This window comes from Pelagivirga sediminicola (assembly GCF_003072125.1).
In the GTDB taxonomy this organism is placed as follows: Bacteria; Pseudomonadota; Alphaproteobacteria; order Rhodobacterales; family Rhodobacteraceae; genus Roseovarius; species Roseovarius sediminicola.
Genome location: NZ_QCYH01000002.1, coordinates 197,368 through 218,792 on the forward strand (window position 1 = coordinate 197,368; position 21,425 = coordinate 218,792).

At 64.9% G+C, this 21,425-nt stretch carries 19 protein-coding genes and 1 pseudogene; 12 read left to right on the plus strand and 8 right to left on the minus strand.

Features of this window, described 5'->3' with window-relative positions:
- Positions 1–61: 61 nt before the first annotated feature.
- Positions 62–946 carry an HAD-IIA family hydrolase gene (locus tag DC366_RS04600; RefSeq protein WP_108691029.1) on the minus strand — a complete coding sequence of 295 codons (885 nt, stop codon included), beginning with the start codon at positions 944–946 and terminating at the stop codon, positions 62–64.
- Positions 947–1,193: 247 nt separating this feature from the next.
- On the opposite strand from DC366_RS04600, the gene DC366_RS04605 reads away from it, so the two are divergent.
- The 6 genes from DC366_RS04605 (at position 1,194) to DC366_RS04630 (ending at position 6,884) form a co-directional block, all read left to right on the plus strand.
- A complete protein-coding gene (locus DC366_RS04605; protein ID WP_108691343.1) occupies positions 1,194–1,973 on the plus strand; it encodes a DeoR/GlpR family DNA-binding transcription regulator in 780 nt (259 codons plus the stop codon).
- Entirely contained in the window at positions 1,970–2,986 is a 1,017-nt protein-coding gene (locus DC366_RS04610) for an ABC transporter ATP-binding protein (protein ID WP_108691030.1), read from the plus strand. Before DC366_RS04605 ends, DC366_RS04610 begins: the two co-directional genes overlap by 4 nt.
- Positions 2,987–3,049: 63 nt before the next feature.
- Positions 3,050–4,324, plus strand: a complete 1,275-nt coding sequence (locus tag DC366_RS04615; protein ID WP_108691031.1) for an ABC transporter substrate-binding protein — start codon at positions 3,050–3,052, stop codon at positions 4,322–4,324.
- Between the two features lie 66 nt (positions 4,325–4,390).
- Positions 4,391–5,284: a carbohydrate ABC transporter permease gene (locus tag DC366_RS04620; RefSeq protein ID WP_108691344.1), complete on the plus strand. Its 894-nt coding sequence runs from the start codon at positions 4,391–4,393 to the stop codon at positions 5,282–5,284.
- Complete coding sequence (locus DC366_RS04625; RefSeq protein WP_108691032.1) at positions 5,281–6,090, plus strand: carbohydrate ABC transporter permease; 810 nt, start codon at positions 5,281–5,283, stop codon at positions 6,088–6,090. The genes DC366_RS04620 and DC366_RS04625 overlap by 4 nt, the downstream gene beginning before the upstream one ends.
- A 5-nt stretch (positions 6,091–6,095) precedes the next feature.
- The gene (locus tag DC366_RS04630) at positions 6,096–6,884 is read left to right on the plus strand and encodes a phosphodiesterase (protein ID WP_341476681.1); all 789 of its coding nucleotides are present in this window, start codon (positions 6,096–6,098) and stop codon (positions 6,882–6,884) included.
- Positions 6,885–6,961: 77 nt separating this feature from the next.
- On the opposite strand, the gene DC366_RS04635 is transcribed toward DC366_RS04630, so the two are convergent.
- The 5 genes from DC366_RS04635 to DC366_RS04655 form a co-directional block, all read right to left on the minus strand.
- Positions 6,962–7,771 (minus strand): ABC transporter permease, encoded by an 810-nt coding sequence (locus DC366_RS04635; protein WP_108691034.1) that lies wholly within the window; start codon positions 7,769–7,771, stop codon positions 6,962–6,964.
- Complete coding sequence (locus DC366_RS04640; protein WP_108691035.1) at positions 7,768–8,589, minus strand: ABC transporter permease; 822 nt, start codon at positions 8,587–8,589, stop codon at positions 7,768–7,770. Before DC366_RS04640 ends, DC366_RS04635 begins: the two co-directional genes overlap by 4 nt.
- Positions 8,590–8,647: 58 nt before the next feature.
- The gene (locus tag DC366_RS04645; protein WP_108691036.1) at positions 8,648–9,769 is read right to left on the minus strand and encodes an ABC transporter substrate-binding protein; all 1,122 of its coding nucleotides are present in this window, start codon (positions 9,767–9,769) and stop codon (positions 8,648–8,650) included.
- 27 nt (positions 9,770–9,796) lie between these two features.
- Positions 9,797–10,864 carry an ABC transporter ATP-binding protein gene (locus tag DC366_RS04650; protein WP_108691037.1) on the minus strand — a complete coding sequence of 356 codons (1,068 nt, stop codon included), beginning with the start codon at positions 10,862–10,864 and terminating at the stop codon, positions 9,797–9,799.
- 88 nt (positions 10,865–10,952) lie between these two features.
- Positions 10,953–11,855, minus strand: a complete 903-nt coding sequence (locus DC366_RS04655; protein ID WP_108691038.1) for a LysR substrate-binding domain-containing protein — start codon at positions 11,853–11,855, stop codon at positions 10,953–10,955.
- A 155-nt stretch (positions 11,856–12,010) separates the two neighbouring features.
- On the opposite strand from DC366_RS04655, the gene DC366_RS04660 reads away from it, so the two are divergent.
- The 6 genes and pseudogenes from DC366_RS04660 to DC366_RS04685 all read left to right on the plus strand — a co-directional run bounded on the left by DC366_RS04660 (position 12,011) and on the right by DC366_RS04685 (position 18,479).
- On the plus strand, positions 12,011–13,591 hold the full coding sequence (locus DC366_RS04660; protein WP_207768659.1) for a zinc-binding metallopeptidase family protein: 1,581 nt from the start codon (positions 12,011–12,013) through the stop codon (positions 13,589–13,591).
- A gap of 13 nt (positions 13,592–13,604) precedes the next feature.
- The gene (locus tag DC366_RS04665) at positions 13,605–14,522 is read left to right on the plus strand and encodes a dimethylarginine dimethylaminohydrolase family protein (RefSeq protein WP_207768660.1); all 918 of its coding nucleotides are present in this window, start codon (positions 13,605–13,607) and stop codon (positions 14,520–14,522) included.
- A gap of 414 nt (positions 14,523–14,936) precedes the next feature.
- The gene (locus DC366_RS04670; protein WP_108691040.1) at positions 14,937–16,214 is read left to right on the plus strand and encodes a flavin-containing monooxygenase; all 1,278 of its coding nucleotides are present in this window, start codon (positions 14,937–14,939) and stop codon (positions 16,212–16,214) included.
- A gap of 15 nt (positions 16,215–16,229) precedes the next feature.
- Positions 16,230–16,658 (plus strand): RidA family protein, encoded by a 429-nt coding sequence (locus DC366_RS04675; protein ID WP_108691041.1) that lies wholly within the window; start codon positions 16,230–16,232, stop codon positions 16,656–16,658.
- Entirely contained in the window at positions 16,655–17,329 is a 675-nt protein-coding gene (locus tag DC366_RS04680; protein ID WP_108691042.1) for a DUF1028 domain-containing protein, read from the plus strand. The genes DC366_RS04675 and DC366_RS04680 overlap by 4 nt, the downstream gene beginning before the upstream one ends.
- 99 nt (positions 17,330–17,428) lie before the next feature.
- Positions 17,429–18,479 (plus strand): annotated as a pseudogene (locus DC366_RS04685) (aldehyde dehydrogenase family protein).
- Here the strand turns inward: DC366_RS04685 and DC366_RS04690 are convergent.
- Both DC366_RS04690 and DC366_RS04695 read right to left on the minus strand, forming a co-directional pair.
- The gene (locus DC366_RS04690; RefSeq protein WP_108691043.1) at positions 18,465–19,406 is read right to left on the minus strand and encodes a LysR substrate-binding domain-containing protein; all 942 of its coding nucleotides are present in this window, start codon (positions 19,404–19,406) and stop codon (positions 18,465–18,467) included. The pseudogene DC366_RS04685 and the gene DC366_RS04690 overlap by 15 nt on opposite strands.
- Before the next feature lie 32 nt (positions 19,407–19,438).
- Entirely contained in the window at positions 19,439–20,998 is a 1,560-nt protein-coding gene (locus DC366_RS04695) for a 4-hydroxyphenylacetate 3-hydroxylase family protein (protein ID WP_108691044.1), read from the minus strand.
- Positions 20,999–21,425 lie beyond the last annotated feature (427 nt).

The window sequence follows — 21,425 nt, forward strand, 5'->3', positions numbered from 1 at the left end:
CTTGGTCCGGAGGCGCCGCATCGCCGATCTGCCCTTTTCGAACGTGTTTTAGGTCGAAGGCTTATATCCGCGGCAGGCGCCAATCGGGGTGCAGCGCAGCGCGATCGCAGAAATCGGCGGTGTCGTGGCCGGCGAAAAGGCCATCGCGCGCAACCAGAACCGTGCGCCATCCACGCGCGGCCGCCCCGAGGATGTCGGTGTGCAGTGTGTCACCGCACATGACGATCCGGTCGCGTGCCGTGCCGCTCAAGGTGGCTTCGACCAGATCATAGACCTCGGGGAAAGGTTTGCCGAAGAAACGCACCTGACCCGCCCCGCCATCCAGCAGAAGGTGCCCGTAATGTCCGGGCTCAAGCGAGAAGCCGTCATCGCGTGGTGCCACCAGATCGGCGTTCGCGATCAGAACGGGGCGGTCCCGCACCGAAAGCGACGCCTGCAACAGGGCCTGTCGCGCATCCGTCCATCCGCTGGAGGATAGGAAGAGGAAGCCGTCGACGCGATCGTAAGCCCTTGGATCATCGCCGAGACGCAGGACGTCCTGGCCGATATCCTGCAGGCCGTCCTCCGGCGCCGCGATAGCGCCCCAGAGGCCCGGTGTCACGCTGCCCAGTGCGGCATCACGGCTGGTGATAATCTCATCCGGTGCGATGTTGATCCCCAGATTGGCGAATTTCGTCACGGCCCCCGCGCGGTCATAGCTGGCGGCATTGGTCAGGATGCGGATCTGGCAGTTCAGAGCGCGCAGCTCATCCAGACGGCGGTCAGCGCCTTCGATCAATGTGTCGCCCACATTCAGAACCCCGAACGCGTCAAAGACGAAGGCGGCCGCGTCGCTCGCGATGTCAGTCAGCGCGGTGATGTTCTGCGTGCCGGAACGCGGCGGGGCCGACGGCAGGCGCGGCCTGATTTGCTCGTATCGGTCGAAGATCTTCGGTGCGCTCAACATGGATGGTCTGGTCCCTCACTATCCGCTGCGGTGCCTCGCTCGGGGAGGACTGCGATACGGGCTGACTGTAGGGATCGCGCCCGAAATGACAAAGAGGCAAAGCGCTCAAAGCGACATTTTTTCCGGCGTTTGTTTGTCATGTAACCGTCTTGTAGCCGCAATATTACCGTTACATGGGAAATTTATGTTGTTTTGAGGCTTTGGCGCCTTTAGCGTTTGAGGCGGAAAGTCAGCCGTTGGGGGGATGATGTCTGAACGTAGGCTCAAGCGGCGTGATACCATTCTGGGGATCGTGCGCGAGCGCGGCATGGTCACCGTCGATGCGCTGGCCGAGATGCTCGGCGTGTCGATGCAGACCATCCGCCGTGACATCGACATCCTTTGCGAGGATGACGCATTGCACCGGCGCCATGGCCGGATCGAGCTGGCACATCAGTCGCAGAACACGCCCTTTGATCTGCGTGCGGCCACCAATCCTTCGGGCAAGCATCGGATTGGCGAGGCGGCGGCGCGGCTGATCCCGGACGGGGCGACGATCTTCATCTCCATCGGCTCGACAACGCTCAGCACCGCGCGGGCGCTGCGCAGCCGCCGCAACCTGACGGTCATCACCAACAATCTCAGCGCGGCGATGGCGCTGAGTGATGAGATGTCCAACCGCATCATCCTGCCGGGCGGCGAATTGCGCCTGCCCGACAGGGACATACTAGGGAGTGACGTGGTGGATTTCTTTAACCGCTACCGCGCGGAATACGCGATTTTCGGCGCGGCGGGCGTTGCCGAGGATGGCAGCCTGCTGGAGTTTCACACCGTCGAGGTGCGCGCCCGCGAGCGCATCCGCGAGAACGCGCGCAGCTCGATCCTGGTGCTCGACAGCATGAAATTCGGCCGCCTCGCCCCCGCGGCGGGCGAGAATATTCGCGAGGTCGATCACCTGGTTCTTGACCGGATGCCGGGCGACGAATTCGCGGGCATCGTCGAGGATATGGGCGCGCGTCTGATCCTTGCCGAAGGGAGGGCAGCATGACGGCCGCGCCCTATGTTCGCCTTAAGGGCATTGCCAAGCGCTGGAATGGCCAGCTTGGGGTCGAGGACATATCGCTCGACATCGAGGAGGGCGCGTTCGTCGCGCTTCTTGGCCCCTCGGGATGCGGCAAATCCACCACCTTGCGGCTTCTGGCCGGTCTTGAGCTGCCGGACGAAGGTACGATCCACATTGACGGGCGCGACGTGACGACCAGCGCCGCGTCGGACCGCAATCTGTCGATGGTGTTCCAGTCCTACGCGCTTTTCCCGCATCTGTCGGTGGCCGAGAATGTGGTCTTCGGCCTGAAGGTCCGCCGCGTGCCACGCGCCGAGCGACAGGAAAAGATGGCCCGCGCGCTGGAGATCACCGGCCTCACCGGCCTTGAGGCGCGCAAACCCGCCGAGTTGTCGGGGGGCCAGCGTCAGCGCGTGGCACTCGCGCGCGCCATCATCGCCGGGCAGCGCCTGTGCCTGATGGACGAGCCTCTGTCCAACCTGGACGCCAAGCTGCGCAATGCCGTGCGCAAGGACATCAAGAAGTTGCAGCGCGATCTGGGGATCACGGTCGTCTATGTCACCCATGACCAGACCGAGGCGATGAGCATGGCCGACAAGGTCGTCCTGATGAAGGAAGGGCGCATCCAGCAGATCGGCTCGCCCGATGATCTCTACAACCGCCCGGCCAACACATTTGTCGCCGAATTCATCGGCGCGCCGCCGATGGCGTTGATGCCCTCCGCGCAGGTGGCGGGGTTCGACGAAAACCTCACGCTGGGACTTCGGGCCGAGCATGTGCGCGTCGTGCCGCGCGGGCAGGGGCGCCTGTCCTGCACCGTGAGCGAGGCGGAGTTTCTGGGCTCCGAGACGCTGATCGGCCTCGACTGCGCAGAGGCGTCGGGCCTGTCGGTGCTGCTGCCGGGGCTGCGGGTGATGCCCGAAGGCGAACATGTGGATGTTACATTCGACGACGAGAATCTGCACAGATTCGACCCCTCCGGCCAGCGCATCGGGTGATGCGGCGGCGGAAGGGACCAGAGATTTGAGACGACGACTTCACACCAAGAGCGAGGACCTGACATGAGACATTTCACCAGACTGACCACCACGCTGAGCCTGAGCACCGCGCTGGTTGCGAGCGCCGCCACCATGGCCGCCGCCGAGACCGAACTGACCATGTATTACCCCATCGCCGTCGGCGGCGCGCTGACGGATGTGGTCGATGGCATTGTTGCTGATTTCGAGGCGGAAAACCCCGATATCAAGGTAAACGCGATCTATTCGGGCAACTATGACGACACCCGTGTGCGGGCCCTTTCGGCGCTGAATTCGGGCGAGCCTGCGCAGCTGGCCGTCATGTTCTCGATCGACGCCTATGACCTGATCGAACAGGACCTGATCGCGCCCTTCGACGATCTGGTCGAAGGTGAGGATGGGGAGGCGTGGCTGAACGGCTTCTACCCCGCGCTCATGGCGAACGGCCAGATCGAGGGCCAGACATGGGGCATCCCGTTCCAGCGCTCGACCATCGTGGCCTATTACAACAAGGACATGTTTCGCGAGGCGGGGCTCGACCCCGAAGCGCCGCCCAGCACGTGGGACGAGATGGTCGAGATGGGCAAGGCCCTGACCAAGGACGGCACCAGCGGCCTCATGATCCCGTCGACGGGCTATCCCTACTGGATGTTCCAGGCGCTGGCGATCCAGAACGGCAAGGAGCTGATGTCAGGCGATGGCCTGACCACCTATTTCGACGATCCCGCCGTCGTCGACACGCTGGAATTCTGGAAGTCGCTCTCGACCGAGCATGGCATCATGCCCGAGGGCACCGTCGAATGGGGCACGCTGCGCCAGGCCTTCCTTGAGGGGCAGACGGCGATGATGTGGCACTCCACCGGCAACCTGACTGCGGTCAAGGATGCGGCCAGCTTCGATTTCGGCGTGGCCGAGCTTCCTGCGAACGAGCGTAAGGGCTCGCCCACCGGGGGCGGCAATTTCTACATCTTCAAGGACACCAGCGACGAGGAACGCGCCGCCGCGCTCAAGCTGATCCGCTTCATGACCGCGCCCGAACAGGCGGCGGAATGGTCGATCGCCACGGGCTATATGGGCGTGTCGCCCGCCGCCTACGAGACCGAGGCGCTCATGGCCTATACCGAAGAGTTCCCGCCCGCGCTGGTCGCGCGCAATCAGCTGGAATCCGCGGTCGCCGAATTCTCGACCTTCGAGACGGCGCGCGTGCGCGAGGGTCTGAACAACGCGATCCAGTCGGCCCTGACCGGCGCCAAGGAACCTGCCGAGGCATTGGCCGAGGCGCAGACCGCGGCCGAACGCCTGCTGCAGCCCTACCAGTGACATGACCCTGCGCCGCCGCCGTGACCCTTGGGGCGCGGCGGCGGCGCCCCTTTTGAAGGCCGCTACATGAGCAGACATGTCAATATCGAACGCCGCCGCCAGGCCATCTATGGATGGCTCCTGCTGTCGCCTGCCGCGGTTCTCCTGTCGCTCTTTGCCTTCTACCCGTCGGCGGCCACCTTCTGGTCGAGCCTCTTTTCGCGCGGCACGAGGCGCAATCCTTCGGAATTCATCGGCACCGAAAACTACGCCGATCTCTTCGCCGATCCGACCTTCTGGCTGGTGACCAAGAACAACCTTTTCTACGCGGGCATCACGATCCCCGTCTCGATCATCATCGCGCTGGCCATGGCGCTTTGGGCCAATTCCAAACTGCCGGCGCGCGGGTTCCTGCGGACCGCCTATTTCACGCCTACCGTGCTGCCGATGATCGCGGCGGCGAACCTGTGGCTCTTCTTCTACACGCCCGGCCTTGGCGTGCTGGACCAGATCGGCGCGCTTTTCGGCCTCCCGTCAGTCAACTGGCTGGGCCAGCCGGAAACCGCGCTCTGGGCGATCATCATCGTGACGATCTGGAAAGAGGCGGGGTTCTTCATGATCTTCTATCTCGCCGCGCTTCAGACCATCCCCGAGGATCTGAAAGAGGCCGCCGATATCGAGGGCGCGAGCCGCTGGACCTATACCCGCCGCATCGTGCTGCCTCTGCTTATGCCCACAACGCTCTTCATCATGGTCAACGCGATGATCAACTCGGTCAAGCTGATCGACCACCTCTTCATCCTGACCAAAGGCGGCCCGTCGGACGCGTCCAAGCTGATCCTCTATTACATCTGGGAAATGGCATTCGCCTTTTTCGATCGGCCCCATGCAGCGGCCATGACGATGCTGGTCCTTGGCGTGCTTTGCGTCGTGGCGGCGATCCAGTTCTTCTATCTCGACCGCCGGACGCATTACCAATGAGCGGGCTGGCGCGATATATCGAGGGCGCGGGCGCGTTCCTTCTGGCGATCATCTGGATCTCGCCGCTGGTCTTTGCCTTCTGGGCGGCCTTTCATACCACATCGGACGCGGTGAACTTCAACCTTGCCGCGCCCTGGACGATGGACAATTTCCGCACCGCGTGGGCCGGGGCGCCGTGGCTCAGGTATTTTCTCAACACTTTTCTGCTGGTCACCATCGTCCTCATCGGCCAGTTCATCCTGACGACGCTCGCGGGCTTCGCCTTTGCCAAGCTGGACTTTCCGGGCAAGAATATCGTCTTCATCCTCGTGCTGATGCAGCTCTTCATCCTGCCCGAAGTGCTGATCGTGGAAAATTATGCGATGATCTCGCGCCTGGGCCTGTTCGACACCATTCTCGGCGTCGGCATGCCCTACATGGCCAGTGCTTTTGGCATCTTCCTGATGCGGCAGGCGTTCAAATCCGTCCCGATCGAGCTGCACGAGGCCGCGCGGATCGAGGGCTGCGGTCTTTTGGGCATCATCTGGCGGGTCTATGTGCCGCTGGCCAAACCGACCTACCTGGCCTACGCGCTGATCTCTGTCTCGACCCATTGGAACAACTTCCTCTGGCCGCTGATCGTGACGAATTCGCCCGATACAAGGCCCCTGACGGTGGGCCTGTCGATCTTTGGCGCCCCCGAGAATGGCGTCGATATCAGCGTCATCTCAGCGGCCACGATGATGACCGTCGCGCCGCTCTTGCTGGCGTTCCTGCTCTTCCAGCGGCAATTCGTGCAGGCCTTTTTGCGGGCGGGGATCAAGTGACGAGCGTGTTGCAAATCTCGGATCTTCACATCGCGCGCGAGGGTCAACTGGTCTCGGACCGGCTGGACACGGCGGCATCGCTGGAGCGTCTGGTGACGCGCATCGCCGAAATCCTTCCAGCCATCGAACCGCTCGATGCGATCCTGATCAGTGGTGATCTCAGCGACGACGGCAGCGCCGAGAGCTACCGCCTTTTGCGGCAGAGCCTCGCGCGGCTGGACGTGCCGCTCTTTGCCATACCCGGCAATCACGATCTGCGCGAGCCGATGCGCGCGGCCTTCGCGGCGGAGGGCTATCTGCCCTCCTTGGGCGGCTTGCACTGGGCGCGGCAGCTGGGCGACATCGAGCTTATCGGCCTCGATACGCTGGTGGAAGGGCAGGGCGGCGGTGCCCTCGACGCCGCCGCCCTCGATTTTCTGGAGCATGCGCTCGAAGCCTCGGGCGAACGGCCCGTTCTTTTGGCGCTTCACCACCCGCCCTTCGCCAGCGGCATCGCGTTCATGGACCGCATCGGCCTTTCCGGGATCGACGGGCTGGAGAAGATCCTTGCACGCAGCCCGTCAGAGATCCGCATCATCTGCGGCCATATCCACAGCACCATGGTTGCCACGGTCGCGGGGCGGGTTGCGCTATCGGCGCCCTCGCCCTGCAGCAGTTTCGCGTTTGACAGGCGCCCCGACGCGCCGGTGGGCTATCATATAAGCGAGGACGGGATGCTGCTTCATACCTGGCATGGCGCGTTCCGATCGGTGCGGATCCCGATATGCGCAGGGGCGGGGCCTTATCCGTTCTGATGCCGCCCCGCTGCTTTCTGCACAGATTTCCTGAACGGCTGTAGACGTTGCCGCACAAGCCTGTTGGTACCGGCGGATCAGGTCCCGCGCTGCCGGAGCGCCGTCACCGCTGCGCGGCCGATCACGACCGTCGCCACGATCACGATCAGCACCACCGAAATGGCGGCGATGGCCGGGTCGATATTGTCGCGCAGGCCCTGCCACATGAGGCGGGGCAGGGTGACGGCCTCGACCGAGGTGATGAAGATCGTGACCGCGATCTCTTCCCATGACAGCACGAAGGTCAGGAAGAACGCGGCGATCACGCCGAACTTGATGTTCGGCAGGATCACCTTGAACACCCGCGTTCCCAGCGAGGCGCCCATCGCGCGGGCGGCAAGGTCCATCCGCCGGTCCACCTGCGCCAGCGACACGCTGACCAGCACGACGGCGAAGGGCACGATCATCACCGAATGCGCCAGCGCCACGCCCAGCATCGTGTCATAGGCCACGACGCCGTTCAGTTTGGTCAGGGTGATCAGGAAGAAATAGAGCGTCAGCGCCGACACCACCGGCGGCGCGACCATCGGCAGCAGCGCAATCCCCATCAGCAGCCCGGCAAAGCGGGGCCGGAACATCCAGATGCCCAGGCTGAAGAGCGTGCCCAAGGCGGTCGCGAACCCGGCGCTCAGCAGTCCGATGCGCAGCGACAGCCATATGCCTTCGGCCCATTCGCGATCCTCGAAGAGCGTGCGATAATGGCGCAGCGACAGCTCGTCCGTGGGGATCGACAGGAACCGCTTGGGCGTGAACGATACCGGCACCACGGCGAGGAGCGGCATCAGCATGAAAATGCCCACCAGAACAGCGAGAAGCGTGGCAATCAGACCGGGGCGCAGGCGGATCATCGGGCACCTTTGGGGCTGAGCTGTTTGAGTAAGAGCGTCAGCAGCGCCGAGATGGCGACCATCAGGATCACGCTGATCGCGGCGGCAAGGCCCCAGTCCGGGCTCTGGAAGATGCGCAGATAGATCAGCTCGGCCACCATGACGCTGCGGCCGCCGCCGAGGATGGCGGGCGTGATGAAGAACCCGATGGCGAAGACGAACACCAGCAGCGCGGCGCCCATCAGACCCGCGGCCGTCATCGGGACAAACACCTGCCAAAAGCTGCGCGTGCGGCTGGCGCCCATGCCGCGCGCGGCCATCAGCACCCGCTCGTCCACGTTGCGCATGGCCGAGGCCAGCGGAAAGACCGCGAAAGGGATCATGAAATGCACCATGCCCACGATCACGCCGAATTCGTTGCGCACCAGGCGCAGCGGGTCGTCGATCAGCCCGGACGCCTCCAGCCAACCGTTGATCAGCCCGCGATTGGACAAAAGCGCCAGCCACCCAAAGGCGCGGGTCAGGACCGAAATCCAGAACGGGATGAGGATGCAAAGCTCGGTCAGCATGCGCACCAGCGGCGTGCCGCGCACCCACAGAAGCGACAGGATATACCCCATCACCACCGAAACCACGGTGACGATGACGCAGATGCGCAAGGTCCGCCAGAAGACCGACAGGATCAGCGGATCGGTGACGGCGGCCGCGTAATTCTGCACCCCCGGCTCGGGCAGGGTCACGCTCCAGCCCACGACGCCGGCGAAGGGCAGCACGTAGGCCAGCGCCAGGAATGCCAGAAGCGGCGCCAGCAGGATGAGGGGGCGGGTGATCCGGGTCATGCTGTCTCCTCGGGCGGGGCCGCCCCGGCCTGTGCGGGGCAGGGGCGGCCGAAGGTCATCAGGCCGACACGATGGCGAGGTATTCGTCCAGCGCGGGGCCGTAGTTTTCCTCGTACCATGCCACGTCCAGCGGCACCTGCAGCGCGAAATTGTCTGGCGCCACGGGGTTGTAGCGGCGCTGATCCTCTGGGATCAGCTCGTCTGCGGCGGGGTTCGCGGGCCCTTGGCTCAGCATGTCGAACATGACCAGCTGCTTTTCGGGATCCTGCGCGGAGGCGATGAACTTCATCGCGGCCTCGGCGCCGCCCGGGTTGCCCTTGATGACCGCCATTGCACCGGGCGAGATGATGCCGTCCTGCCAGGTGAAGCTGACATCGCCGTCGGTGTCCTGCTCCAGCAGCCGCGCGCGCGTGGACCAGATCAGGGCCATCGACGCCTCGCCGTTCAGCATCAGGGTCTGGCTTTCGGCGCCGTTGCCCCAGAAGCTGATGACGTGCTGTTTGAAATCCTTCAGCTTGTTATGCGCGCGCACCAGGTCCAGCGGGTAGAGATCCGCCTGCGCCACGCCGTCGCCCATCAAGAGCGCCTCCCACATGCCGGCGCCCCATTTGTACATCGAGCGCTTGCCGGGGAATTTCTCGATATCGAAGAAATCCGCCATGGTGGTCGGAGGGTTGTCGCCGAATTTCGCGGCGTCATAGGCGATGATGTAGCTGAAGAAATAGGTCGAGGCCGAATATTCCCAGCCAAAGCCCTCGCGCATCTTGGACTTGTCGACGACATCATAGTCGATCGGCTCGATCATGCCCTTCTTGCCCAGCGTTTCGGCGGAAAAGGCGTCGGCGTCGACGATGTCCCAGGATGGGCTGCCGCTTTCATACTGGGCCTGGATCGCGCCCTCGGTCGGGCCGGAGCCGTCCTGGCGCACGCGGATCCCGGTTTCCTCCTCGAAGGGCTTGCCGTAGGCGTCGTCATAGGCATCGACCGCGTCGCCGCCCCAGCTGACGAACACCAGTTGCCCGTCCTCGGCCAGCACGGGCGCGCCGCGCGTGGCAACCGCCGTCGCGCCCAGCAATGCCATGCCCAGCTGCGTGAACTTGCGGCGGCTGATCTTGCCCTGCCGGGCCTTATCGGCCAGCAGCTCCAGCTGATCGTCGGTGAATCTGTCGTTCTGTTTCATTTTTTATCTCCCTTGTTGGTCGTCGCGTTACAGAAGAAATCCCTTCTGCTCGGGCCAGCTGGCCCAGATGTCGCTGCCGGGGGCGAGGCCGGGCGGCAAATCGTCGGTCGGGTGGTTCAGCGTGATCTGCGTGTCCTCAGGGCCGGTCAGGTCGATGCGCGTGGCCGCGCCCAGATAGGTCAGATCGCGGACCGTGGCCGGGATGGCATTGCCGCTGTCCGGCGCGGTCCGGCCGAGGCGCATGTATTCGGGCCGCACCGCCAGCGTGTGCCCGTCCTCGTGGCCCGGCGCGCGCAAGGTGTGCCCGCCGAATTGCCCGCGCAGCATGTCGCCGTCGCGGGCGGTATCCGAGAGAGGCAGCAGATTGATATCGCCCAAAAATTCGGCAACGAACCGGTTTTCCGGCCGCTCATAGATCTCGCGCGGCGGGGCGATCTGTTGCAGCTTGCCTTGCTCGAAAATGGCGACGCGGCTGGACAGGGCCAGCGCCTCGGACTGATCGTGCGTGACAAAGACGAAGGTGGTGCCCGTCTCGCGGTGGAGGCGGCGGACCTCGTCCTGCATCTGGCCGCGCAGGTTCTTGTCCAGCGCCGAGAACGGCTCGTCCAGCAAGAGGACGGGCGGCTCGCAGGCCAGCGCGCGGGCCAGCGCGACGCGCTGCTGCTGCCCGCCCGACAGCGCATCGGGGCGCTTGCGTGCGTGCCCGCCAAGGCCGACCATCTCGACGATTTCGGACACGCGCGCCTTGATTTCGGCCGCGCCGCGCTTCTGCACCTTGAGCGGAAAGGCGATGTTCTGCTCGACCGTCATGTGCGGGAACAGCGCATAGCCCTGAAACACCATGCCGAAGCCACGCTTTTCGGCCGGCACGTCGGTCATGTCGCGCCCGTCCAGCGTCATGGTGCCGCGCGTCGCCTCCTCGAACCCGGCCAGCAGCATCAGGAACGTCGTCTTGCCCGACCCCGAGGGGCCGAGCAGCGTCAGGAACTCGCCACGGCCGATGGTCAGCGAGATATCGTCAAGGGCGGTGAAGTTGCCGAAATCCTTGCCGATGCCGCTTACACCGATCTCGGCGGCGCGGGTTTGTGTGGTCATGGCGTCCTCCCTTCGGAGTTCAAGCGTAGTGGTGCGCGGCAAGGCGGCGCAATCGAATTGTTTTCGCCTGTTCGGAAAACATCGTTTGTCATTGCGCCGCCGGTCGCTTGCGCTGGGGCAGGGCATCGACGATCCAGCAGCGAAAGGCGAGGGCGGGGGCAAGCTCGGCCTTTTGCGGCGGCGTGCAGAGGAAATAGGCATCGGGCGAGGTGATGCGCACATCGCCGACGCGGATGAGCTGCCCCGCCTCCATCGCCGCGTTGCCGATCAGGACGTCGCCCATGGAAATGCCCTGTCCGGCAATCGTGGCCGCATAGACAAGGTTCATGTCGGAAAAGACTGGCCCCTTGTCCGCCGCGCTCTGCGGCAGGCCCGCCGCGTGCAGCCAGTGGCGCCAGTCGGCCGTGTCGCCAAGATGCAGCAGATCGGCCCGCAGCACGTCGGCGGGCGCCTCGATCCCGCCGAGGCGGTTGGCCAGTACCGGAGAGATCAGCGGCGCGAACTCGACCTGTTGCAGCAGCTCGACCTCGACGCCCTGCATCGCGCCGCTGCCGAAGGCGATGAAGATGTCGGCGCCCGGGTTCGACACGTCATCAAGGCGCCGGGGCGTCACGATGCGCAGATCGACCTCCGGGCAGACGGCGCGAAACCCGCCGATGCGTGGCGCGAGCCAGAAGGCGGCGAAGCCCGGCGTGCAACTCACCGTGAGGCTGCCCGACAGGCCGTGGCCCGCATTGCGCGCCGCGGATCCGGCGATGGCCGACAGCGCGCCGCGCACGTCGCCCGCATAGGCCCGCCCGCGCGCCGTCAGCTCGATCCGCGTGCCGACACGGTTGAAAAGGGCAAAGCCGAGGTCGCGCTCCAGCAGGCGCAACTGGTGGCTGACGGCGCTGCGGGTCAAGTTCAACTCGTCCGCCGCGCCCCAAACCGTCCCGTGGCGGGCGAAACATTCCAGCGCGCGCAGCGCCTGGGTCGAGGGGATGCGGGACATCGGCGGGCTCCTTCCGGCCCATCTTATCCGCCGGTCACCGCCCGTCCACCATTTTAGGTGAGCGAAATTTGCCGATCGCGGGAAAAGGTTTCACTTTGATGCGCGCCCGGCCGGTGGCTAACTCTTTGCTCAGAAGGAAGCTCAGGAGGATGCCCGTGACATTGAGCGACGCCCAGACCCACGCGCTGCAGACCGTCGATGCACGGATGCCCGAGCTGTCGGAGTGGTGCGCCACGATCTTCGGCTATGGCGAGACGGCCTGGCGCGAGTATCGCTCGGCCGAATGGTATGTGGCGCGGCTGCGCGCGGAAGGGTTCACTGTCGAGGAAGGGTCGGGCGGGATGCCCACCGCCTTCTGCGCCGAATGGTCGAATGGCGACGGGCCGATCATCGGGATGTACGGCGAATATGACGCCATTCCGGGCAATTGTCAGGCCGCCGCGACGCATCGCGCGCCCCGCGAGGGGCTGGGCTATCAGGCCGGCGGGCATACCGATCCGCATTCGGGGCTGGGCATCGGCGCGCTGGGCGGGCTTCTGGCGACCAAGGCCGCGATGGAGGCCAAGGGCATCCGGGGCGGGCTGCGCTTCACCGGCGAGCCTGCCGAGAAAGTGCGCGGATCGAAGCCAATTCATGCGGCGGCGGGCTATTACGACGGGCTGGCAGCGATGCTGTCGTTCCATCCGTTCTACATGCTGCCGATGTGCAACACGGTGCGCTGGGACACCCACTGCGGCGCGGCCTATTCGATCATCTACCGCTTCATCTGCGACGCGCCCGAGACGTGGGGCGTGGGCGACGGCGCGCCGATCCCGCAATCGCATAGCGCCATCCGCGCGCCCGGCGCCTCCGAGGCGCTGGTGCAGATGTATGCGCTGTCGAAGGGTCTGCGCGAATCGATGCTGCCGCATCAGGGCGGTTGGTCCATCTCCGAGGCGATCCTGACGGCGGGGCAGGCCACGGCGGACAACCAGCCGGCCGGCCTCGCCGAACTGCAATACATGATGCGCACCCCGACCGTGGACATGGCCGAGCAGGTGACAGCGGCGCTGGATCGCAACGCCGCCGCCGTCGCCGCCATGACCGGCTGCCGGTGGGAGCGGCACTGGGTCTGCAAATCGCGCCCCGGCCTTGCCAATCACGCGATGGCGAATGTCGTCTGGGACGCGCTGCAAGCGGCCGGTGCGCCGCAATGGGGCGCGGACGCGGTGAAGGTGGCGCAGGAGATCCAGCGCAATCTGGGGCAGGAACCGATGGCCGAGCCCTTCATCGACGAGATGAGCCGCCTGATCTCCCCGCAGGACGCCGAGGCGATCCTGCGCCGCGATCTGCCGCCCAGTCAGCAAAACAGCACCAGCGACGACTATACCGACATGAGCTGGCACGCCCCGCTGGCGCGGTTCTATATCGCGCGCCCGGCGCTGAAGTCGAACGGCGCGCCCTATCCCAGCTGGGTGATGAACGCGCTGGGCGGTATTCCCGCCACGATCGACCCGATGGTGCGCACCGCCGCGCGCGTCTGCGCCCTGTCGGCTCTTCGCCTGCTGGAGGACGAAGCCGCGCGCGAGGCCGCCATGGCCGAATTCAAGCACCGCACCGGCGGCGGTGTGGGCGGCGACAAGTGGCTGGCGCCACTTTGCGATTACAAGCCGCCCATCCATTTCCGCTGGCCGGAATATGTTGAAACCCCGCGCGGGCGCGACTGGTGGATTCCCTCCGCCATGCCCGGCGCGTAACAGGAGACTGCACATGCTCGACAAGACAATCAGCGAATTCACCCTTCAGCGCCGCAAGCGCGGCGGCGGCACCCAGCCGATGCAGCATTGGCATCTGCCGAACGAGACTGACCCGCTCAGCAATGTCCTGCTGGGCTCGCCCGCGCATCTGAAGCATCTGTCGACCTCCAGCCTGTCGTCGAAGCACCTGCGCGAGAACCCCTGCAACATTCAGGTCGCGCAGAGCCAGCATGCCGAGATGGTCGCCGCCTACGAGCATTTCGGCGTCAAGGTGCAGATGCATGCGCCCCAGCCCGAACTGCCGATGCAGGTCTATGCGCGCGACAGCTCGGTCATGACGCCCTATGGCGCGATCATCACCGCGATGTCGCAATGGTGGCGCCGGGGCGAGAATTACGAGGCGATCCGCACCTACGAACGCCTTGGCATCCCGATCTACGACATGGTCACCGCCGGCACGTTCGAGGGCGGCGATTTCAACGTGATCGAGGAAGGTTGCGTCCTGATCGGCTGCGGCGGCGCGCGCACCAACGAGGCCGGGGCGCGGCAGGTGGCGGGCTGGTTCGAGGACGAGGGCTGGGAAGTGAAGCTGGCCTTCATCGACGAATATTATGTGCATATCGACCTGATGGTCGTGCCCATCGCCGAAAAGCTGACGGCGGTCTGCCTCGACTGCACCGACCCGTGGATCGTGGACTGGCTGAAAGGCAAGGGGCATGAGATCATCGATGTGCCGTTCCGCGATACGATGAACCTTGGGTGCAACGTGATGAGCCTTGGCAATGGCAAGGTGATCGCGCCCAAGGCGTCGACGGTGCTGGTCGAGGCGCTGCGCGCGCGCGGCTTCGAGGTGGCGGCCATCGATACGGCCGAAATCTCGAAAACCGGCGGCGGTATTCACTGCATGGCGCAGGCGCTCAACCGCGGCTGACGCGTCCCGGTGACGCATGCCTGCCGCGGGGCAGCCAAGGCTTGGCGCGCCCGCGGCAGGCGGCCCGGCACAGGGTTTGCGCGGTATTCGCAGCAGCGGGGCGGTTATGGCTTGCTGGTCCGCTGCTTCTAATGGGTTGAATTCGCAGCGCAAATCCCGCGGCATCAGAATTCTGCGACACCGCCGATAGATGGCAGCGATTTTCAGAGCGACGAACACGCCTGCCGGGCCGCTTGCAGGAGCGTCTCAGGCGGTGAGGCGTGGAAAAAGGATCGCAGGCGCAGGTCCCTTTAGGCTCACCCTAAGCAATGATGACGGAATTCGTAATTTTCCCATTTCCGTGCACCGGATAAGGAGGGTGCAAGGCTCCGCTGGTGGGCAGGTTTTCGGCAAACGAATGGGAGAAGCGCTGACATGACGGTTGAGCAGACAGACACGCTTGTTGTCGGTGGCGGGCAGGCGGGGATCGCGATGAGCGAGCATCTGGGCCGCGCGGGTATCCCGCACCTTGTGCTGGAGAAGAATCGCACGGCGGAGGCCTGGCGCACGGGGCGGTGGGATAATCTGGTCGCCAACGGCCCCGCGTGGCATGACCGCTTTCCGGGGATGGAGTTCGAGGATTGCGATCCTGATGAGTTCGTCACCAAGGATCGGTTCGCGCAATATCTGGTCGATTATGCCGCGATGATCGACGCGCCGATCCGCGAGGGGGTCGAGGTGATCGAGGCGCGCCGCCTCGAAGGCAAGGACGGTTTTCTGGTCAAGACCAGCCAGGGCGATATCGAGGCCCGCCGCATCGTCGCGGCAACCGGCGCGTTCCAGCATCCGGTGATCCCGCCCATCGTGCCGGAGGCGGCCGGTGTGCAGCAGCTTCACTCGTTCCACTACAAGCGGCCCGATCAGCTGCCCGAGGGCGCGGTCATGGTGGTCGGCCCCGGATCGTCCGGCGCGCAGATCGCCGACGAGCTGAACCGCGCGGGGCGCAAGGTGTTCCTGTCGGTCGGCCCCCATGACCGCCCGCCGCGCCGCTACCGGGGCCGCGACAATGTCTGGTGGCTGGGGGTTCTGGGCCTGTGGGACATGACCGCGCCCGCGCCCGGCACCGAGCATGTGACCATCTCGGTCAGCGGCGCGCGCGGCGGGCAGACCATGGATTTCCGCAGGCTCGGCGGCGAGGGCGTGATCCTCACCGGGCGCACCAGCGGGTACGAGGACGGCGTTCTGCGCTTTGAGGACGATCTGCAGCGCAACATCGCCGCGGGGGATGCCAATTATCACGAGGTGCTGGACATGGCCGATGCCTATGTCGCCCGCACCGGGATCGACCTGCCCGAGGAGCCCGAGGCGCGGCAGGCCTATCCCGACCCGGACAGCCTGACCCATCCGATCCGCTCGATCGACCTGGCCGAGGAGGGCGTCACCTCGATCATCTGGGCCACCGGCTTCCGGCAGGATTTCAGCTGGCTCAGGATCGACGCGTTTGATGGCAAGGGCGCGCCGATCCACCAGCGCGGACTGTCGGCCGAGCCGGGGGTCTATTTTCTGGGTCTGCCTTGGCAATCGCGGCGCGGCTCGTCCTTCCTGTGGGGGGTGTGGCATGATGCAAAACACATCGCCGATCAGATCGAGATCCAGCGCGCCTATCGGCGCTATGACGGCAGCGCCGCCATCGTCCAGACCGCCGCAGAATAATCCGAGGATTACACCATGACCCACACCCGCATTCGCAAGTTCAACACGTCCCAGACCTATCCCGAGCAGAAGCTCGACAACGATCTGTGCCAGGCCGTGGTCACGCAAGGCGGCAAGACCGTCTGGCTGCGCGGCCAGTGCCCGCAGAACCTGGACGATGCCAGGAACATCGACAGCCACGATCCGGTGGAGCAGACCCACAAGGTGATGCAGAACATCCGCCAGCTGATCGAAGAGGCGGGCGGCGAGATGGCGCATCTGGTAAAGGTGGTCGTCTACCTCACCGATGTGCGCCACCGCGAGGCGGTTTACCGGACGATGGGCGAGTATATCAAGGGCGTGCATCCCGTCTCGACCGGCATCGTGGTGCAGGCTTTGGCGCGGCCCGAATGGCTGGTCGAGATCGACGGCACCGCGGTGATTCCAGAAGGATATGGCACATGACTTTTTCATTGGTCGCGCGCTGCGCGGAGACCGGCATGCTCGGTGTCGCCATCTCATCCTCGTCCCCCGCAGTGGCCGCGCGCTGCTCCTACACCCGCGCCGGTGTGGGCGCGGTCGCCTCGCAGAACGTGACGGATCCGACGCTGGGGCCGCTGACGCTGGACCTGATGGAGCGCGGGATGAGCGCCGAGGAGGCGATCGCGCAAATGTCCGCGCAGTCGCGCTTCATGGAATACCGGCAGGTTCTGGCCGTCGATGCGCAGGGCCGCACGGCGATCCACTCGGGGCCGAATTCGCTGGGCATATGGACGCAGGCAGAGGCCGAGAACGTGGCCTCCGGCGGCAACCTTCTGGCCAATGACACCGTCTCGCAGGCCATCGTCGACGGCTATCTGTCCGCCGCCGGCCATATCGGCGACCGCCTGATCGCCGCCATGCGCGCGGGCCTTGCCGCGGGCGGCGAGGCGGGGCCGGTGCATTCGGCTGGCATGCAGATCGCGGGCAAGGTCAGCTGGCCCGTCGCCGATCTGCGCTGCGACTGGACCGAGGATTGCCCGATCGCGGCCATCGCCGCCGCATGGGAGGTCTACAAACCGCAGCTGGATGCCTACATCCAGCGCGCCCTCGATCCCCGCGAGGCGCCATCCTACGGTGTGCCCGGCGACGATTGAAGAAAGGGAGAATCCACGCTCGATCATACGCATCAGGACTGGAAAACGCGCGCTGCCAATCTCGGCTGTTCGCAACAGGCCTTCATTGACGGCAAGTTCGTGGATGCGGCGTCGGGCAGAACGTTCGACAGCATCAACCCGGCCACCGGCGCTGTTCTGACCGCCGTGGCCGAATGTGACGCCGAAGACGTGGACCGCGCCGTTGCCGCTGGTCGCCGCGCATTCGAGGCCGGGCATTGGTCGCGCATGGCGCCGGGGGATCGCAAGACCGTGCTGTTGAAGCTGGCCGATCTCATCCGCGCCAACCTTGAGGAAATGGCCCTGCTCGACAGTCTCGATATGGGCAAGACGATCACCGACGCGTCCACCGTGGACGCGCCCGGATCGGCGCATTTCTTTCAATGGTATGCCGAAGCCATCGACAAGATTTATGACGAGGTCGCCCCGAACGCCCCGGCGATCTGGCGCTGGTGCGCCGCGTTCCGTTGGGCGTGGTCGGCGCGGTGACGCCCTGGAACTTCCCGCTGGACATGGCGACGTGGAAGGCGGCGGCGCTGGCGGCGGGCAATTCCGTCGTGCTGAAGCCCGCCGAGCAATCACCGCTCAGCGCGCTGCGTCTGGCCGAACTGGCGGCCGAGGCGGGTGTGCCGGTGGCGTGTTCAACGTGGTGCCGGGGTGCGGGCACATTGCGGGTAAGGCGCTGGGTCTGCACATGGATGTCGATTGGCTGGCCTTCACCGGCTCGACCGCCATCGGCAAGATGTTCATGCAGTATTCCGGTCAGTCGAACCTGAAACAGGTCTGGCCCGAAACCGGCGGCAAAAGCCCCAGTATCGTCTTTGCCGATTGCGAAAACCTCGATGGGGCCGCCGATATGGCCGCCTTCGGGATCTTCTTCAATCAGGGCGAGGTCTGCTCGGCCAACTCGCGGCTCTATGTGGAGCGCGCCATCAAGGACGACCTTGTCGCCAAGCTGAAGGATTGCAACGGCGGCGACTATCGCGATTCGTCGGCGGCGGCGGAAATGCGCGGCATCAAGTCCCAGGGCGGCTGGGCCGTGATTTTTACCGGTCACCGCTATGCGCGCGAGATGGACGGAGCAGACATCGGCGACCACGGCGATGTCCAGCTCCGGTCAGTCGCGCGGTGACGGCACGCCCAGCAGCTTGGAGGCGTGGCTTTCAATCCAGCTTTGCGCGTGGCTGACGAAGGCTTTGTGCAGCTGCGTGCGATCGGATCCCGCGCTGGTCAGGATGCCCAGCTTCATCGGGCGCTGCTTGCCGGTCAGCGGAACGAAGCGGATGGGCTTGCCGTCCGGGGCCAGATCGTTCTGCGGGCGCACGTTCATGATGGAATAGCCGAAACCATTGGCGACCAGCCCGCGCATCACCGCCATGTCGCGGGTGCGCTCGGAAATATTCGCGCGCAGGCCCTGTTCGGCGAAAAACGACAGGAAATACTCCGCGCTGTGCGGCAGATCCAGCAATACCATCGGATGGGGGGCCAGATCGGTGATCGAAATCGCCGGCAGATGGGCCAGCGGGTGGGCCTCGTGCAGCGCGACAAGGGGGGGCAATTCGAGGATCGGAAGGAATGTCAGATCGCGGGGCAGGTCCAGATCATAGGTCAGGGCAAGGTCTATCTTGGCCTGCCGCTGAAGGCTGAAAAGACCCGATTGATCGGCCTCGATCTGGGTGATGCGCACGTCGGAATGCTGCTCGACAAAGCTGTGCCGCAATCCGGGCAAGACGATCTGGGCAAAGGTGCTCAGACAGCCGATGGCCAGCGGGCCGCGCACGCTGCCTGACAGGTCCCCGGCCAGATCGCGCAGAACGCCCGCCTGTTGCAGAACGTATCGCGCGTGGTCAAGCAGTCTGCGCCCGGCCGGGGTCGGGGTCAGCCCTTGCGCGTGGTGGCGGACAAACAGCTTGACGCCCAGCTCTTCCTCAAGCTGCGAGACACCCGCCGACACCGACGGCGACGAGACGTTCACCTGCTGCGATGCCCCCGCGATGCTGCCGGTTTCGCCGACCGCGACGAAATACTCCAATTGTCTGAGCGTGTAGCGTAGCGGCATTTCGAGTTTCGATCCGGCAAGGGTGCCGCCGGTCAGGTTTCGAAGTAATCATCGAGATTGACCAACGACCTCTTTACCCGTGGTAGTTTCGGATCGTGCCAGCCGCAAGCGCCCTGCGAGGGAATCCGCCCGTCACCGGCGGCCGCGGACGCCGAGGATTGCGCCTCCAGCCCCGCCGCATCGCGCACCATTGCCAACGGGCCGTCCCAGTCGAAATGACGATAGACCGACGCAAGCTGCGCATAGGCCGGCGATTGTGCAAAGAGCTGAAGCCCCAGTCTGTGGCCCGCGTAATCAGAGCTGACAAGATCGCGCGCAAACGCCATCAGCTTGCGCCGCTCCTCGGCAGACCAGGTATCGCCCTGCGCGTAGTATTTCGCCAGCCAGGCTTCGGTTTCGGGCGCTTCGAACGCCGCCGCGCTCGGCGTCAGGGACACTTGCCCACCGCAAAGCTCGCGCGTGATGTTCACCATCTCGTGCAGGCAGGCAGTCGCATGAACGCGCCCCGCATGGAGCAGCGATTGGTTCGGCATCATCAGACCTGCCGGTGATTTTTCCCCCAGCGCAATCGCCGCCGTAAGATGCGCATGAAGCCCCTCGCGCCAGACCGCCAGCTTGGCCAGCTTGTCGCGCACGCCCTGCTGTCCCTCCAGCCCCGTGTGGCGCACATTCATCAGCGCCGCCCCGATCAGCATGTCGCCGAACCTCAGGATGCGGTGGACGAAGGCGAAGGCGGAATACCTGTGCAGCGTTGCGCGTATCAGGGTCGCGGCGCGCGGCTGGCGGTAGAACAGCACGTCTTCCCATGGGATCAGCACATCGTCGAAGACCACGAGCGCCTCGATCTCGTCGAACCTGTTGGACAGCGGATAGTCGCGTTCGGTGCCCGGCCGGGCAAAGCCCGAACGGCAGATGAATTTCAATCCCTTCGCGTTCAGATCGCAGACAAAGCCGACGGCGTATTCGGGCGCCAGCCTGTCGCCCCAGGCGGCGATGTTCGGCTTGGTATAGGCGCGGTCCGCATAGGCGGCGCCGGTCTCGAACTTGGCGCCGCGCACGATCACTCCGGCATCGGTTTCGCGCACGACGCGCAGCAGGATGTCAGGGTCCTGGTTCTGCGGGGGCCGCGACCGGTCGCCCTTGGAGTCGGTGTTGGCGGAGACGTTGAAAAGATCGTCCTCGATGGCCGCCCGAACGTGCCGGTCGATATTACCGCCGAACTGCGGGTCCAGATCGACAAGCGCATCGCGGCAATCATGCAGCGCCCAGAATTCGCCGACGGTCTCATCCCCCGTGCGCGCGGCAATGCCGCCGATGTCATCGAGGATGCGATCGGTCGCGCGGCGCTTGGCCCACCAATCGGACTGCGAAAAGGGGAGGGCGGCGCTGACCGTATCGGTCTGGCCCTGGGCGGTTTTGGTCAGGACATCGCGGTGGGCGGGGTCAAGCTGCATGTCGTAGATATGGGCGCGTAGATCGATCAGGGGGGCAAAGGCGGGATGCGTTGCAATATCCGCAACCCGCGCGCCGTCGATGTAGATCTCGCGCTCGGCGCGCATTGCCTCGCGATAGTCTTTTGCTGTCCGGACCATGCCGACCTCCTGCTCATGGGCCTTTTCCCTGAACGACCCTGCCACGTCTGCCGGGCCGGCCCAAAGTAGGCGTTTTGTCACCTGCGTTATGGATTTGCCTAATCCGGCGCGTCTGATCGGTCGCGTCGCCGCCCGGAGCCAGATCGATCTGCGTTCGGGGCAGCAGCGCCGGCCCCAGTGGAAGCAATATTTATTGTCTTATATCAATGGTCTGATCGCCCTTCGCATAGTTAACCTCGGGTCGTTTAGGCGCACCCTAACCAGCACTACGCTCATTTACCTGCGCCATCGGTTTGACGTCTATTTGGCATCACACCGCTCGTATTCAGAGGGCACTGCAAGGCCGGGGCGCGCCTCCAAATATGGGAAAGAAAATGAATGACTCAGCAAACCGCTGTAGAAGTGATCGAGGTCTAGAAAAGCTTTG